This window comes from Luteibacter sp. P4_E6 (genome assembly GCF_056401535.1).
Genome location: NZ_JBFUJE010000576.1, coordinates 1 through 2,325, shown reverse-complemented (window position 1 = coordinate 2,325; position 2,325 = coordinate 1). Strand labels below are relative to the sequence as shown.

The window sequence follows — 2,325 nt, the reverse complement described above, 5'->3', positions numbered from 1 at the left end:
ATCCTGCCCTCGCTGATGGCGCGCCGGATCGTTTGCCGCGCCTCCAAAGAGTGAGGCCATCCATTCCACTGATGCTGCGCATCCAAGGGCCCAAGCGGCTGTGCGTTTCCCTCAACGAAAGCATCGACTACCGATATATCGTCAACGTCGATATGAAGAAATACATACTTGTCGATCAGATCATGCCTAGTGCTAAGCTCCGGATTACGGTATCGAGCGCCGCTGTAGTTTATGTACGGGCGTTCGCCACTCTGCCGCGAGCCGCATACTCTTGCTTTGCGAATTTTGATGTTTAGTGATACTCCCGTATTCGACTGGAGGGGCATCCGTGGCGGGATGAAGCCGATATGTTGATCTGTGGCAACTCGTCGTAGCCACGCGTTACGCGTCTGGCCGAACAGACCATCCGCAACCACTCCGTTGCATTCGGCTAGCGCTTCCTGAACTAGGTCGCATATGTCTACCAATGTCACTCTGTATTTCTTTGCTTGGCCTGCCGGGTCGGCCCTACGTTTAGGGGTTCCACTTCCTCCCGTAGACGAGACCACGCGCTTGAAGCCACGTTCTTCTAGGCGTTTAAACGCACCCTCTATCGTCGCTCGACGTTCGAAATCACGAGGCTTTCCGAAGTTGATCACACAGCCAACCGTATCCATTATTCGGTCGGCTACCTCGTACGCGAGGTGAGAAAGTGCATTGTCAAGCATGAGGACAGCAAAGCCCAAACCTGCGAGTTCTTCTATCTCTTCTGACGGAAAGCCCGCGTCGGGTAAGCGAATGAATTCCGTAGGCCGACTCTTCCAGGGGGTTACTCCCAAGTGCACGGCTCGTAGTATTTGATCRGATCCGACCGTCGTAATCACTACCAAGAAGCCAAGAATGCTGCCTTTCGACGCGCGGTCTGCAAGCGCAATCACATCGACGCGTTCGACGGGCGTCCACACAATTCCTTCGGGCGTGTCGAGTCCGATCGCAGAGATACAATCGAGGGTATGCTCGTCCATCTCAACGCAGTCATATGGTCGACTGAACTGAATGATCGATGGAATCCCGCGTCCTGTAGCTGCTTTCGCCTGCGCGATGGATCCGTACTGGCTCTCAACGATGACGTCGTAGAACCTATCGAGCATCGTTTTTACATAGCGATCGATCGTTGATCGAGCTTGCGTAGCTGTTGTAAAGGGCCACCGCTCTTTACAGGGATCAACGTGATGTGCCATACGAATGAAATAGCCGTGCGCAGCGACGTACTGAACAAATCGATCCGGAGCGCCGTTGTCTCTTTTCCTGGTGAGAATGTAACTGTCTAATCTGTCCTTAATGTCCGGGTTCGCCGCGAAGAACTGCGCAAGCATGCCGACCTTTCCGCGCGACCCGAGACTGATCGACTCGCTCTTCTTGCGCCGATACGGACGGCGCATCGCGCACGAGAGACCACGCCATCCAGCCATTGATCCGTCTGGATACGCGGCAAGGCAACGGTTCAGATCACGAAGCAACTGCTCCCGTGAATACTTGGCATCCCGAATGCAAGCATCGACAGGGCCGCCTCTCAGATATTCTGTGAGAACGGCCTGGCGGACTAAGACCTGGGATCGTTTGGCGTCGCTCAACCCCTCCAAGAGCAGCGGGAACCACTGCGACGTGTCTCGGAGCGCTAGCGGCATGGTGACGCGAGTCTGCCTACTCATGGCTCGGCGCCTCCAAGATGCTATGGAGCCCCCAATGATGATCGTCCAGATCAGAGTTCAGGCGTCGACGCCTGAGCGAGATTGCGATTGCTGCTGCGATTAGCGCGCGGTCAGTGCCTTCGAGAGCGAGGAAGACCTGCGAAACTTGAAGTCGTCGTGCTCTTTGAACCAAACGCACGACGGTGTCGATCACCAAAACGACGGGCAACTGATTGCAACGGTTCCAGAGCGAAAGGAGTCGAATCCAATTTTGCGTCCGAACAGTGTGTCGAACGACCTCGGCGGATTTTATACAGCGGACGGTTCCTCCGACGACCTCAGAGAGAAGGCTCACTTCGCTCTTATCGGGATCCGATTCGGTATTTTTTCCATTAGTAAGAAGCTGGAGCTGCTTAGTTCCATCGACCATTTCAGCAAGTGCTGCCGCTTTGTAGTTAAGGGTGAGCCCTGGGCAAGCGCTCACCAATGTTGGAAGCAACTCATGAGTTATCGAAACGAACTCCTGGTCCCCCTCAAGGTAGAAGAAGTAGAGGAACGAAAGGTCGGTCGTGAACACGTGACTCTTACCGTCGAAGTCAATGACCTTCCATATGCCACCGGCTGGTGTCGAATCAGGAGCATGCCGTTGTCGTTG

General features: G+C 54.6%; 2 protein-coding genes. Both read right to left on the bottom strand.

What is annotated here, in order from left to right:
- Positions 1-1,355 (bottom strand): hypothetical protein (locus tag AC1DT2_RS20975; RefSeq protein WP_477298493.1); only part of this gene is annotated, 1,355 nt, incomplete at its 3' end.
- A gap of 328 nt (positions 1,356-1,683) precedes the next feature.
- A partial coding sequence (locus tag AC1DT2_RS20970) for a hypothetical protein (protein WP_477298491.1) occupies positions 1,684-2,325 on the bottom strand: 642 nt, incomplete at its 5' end.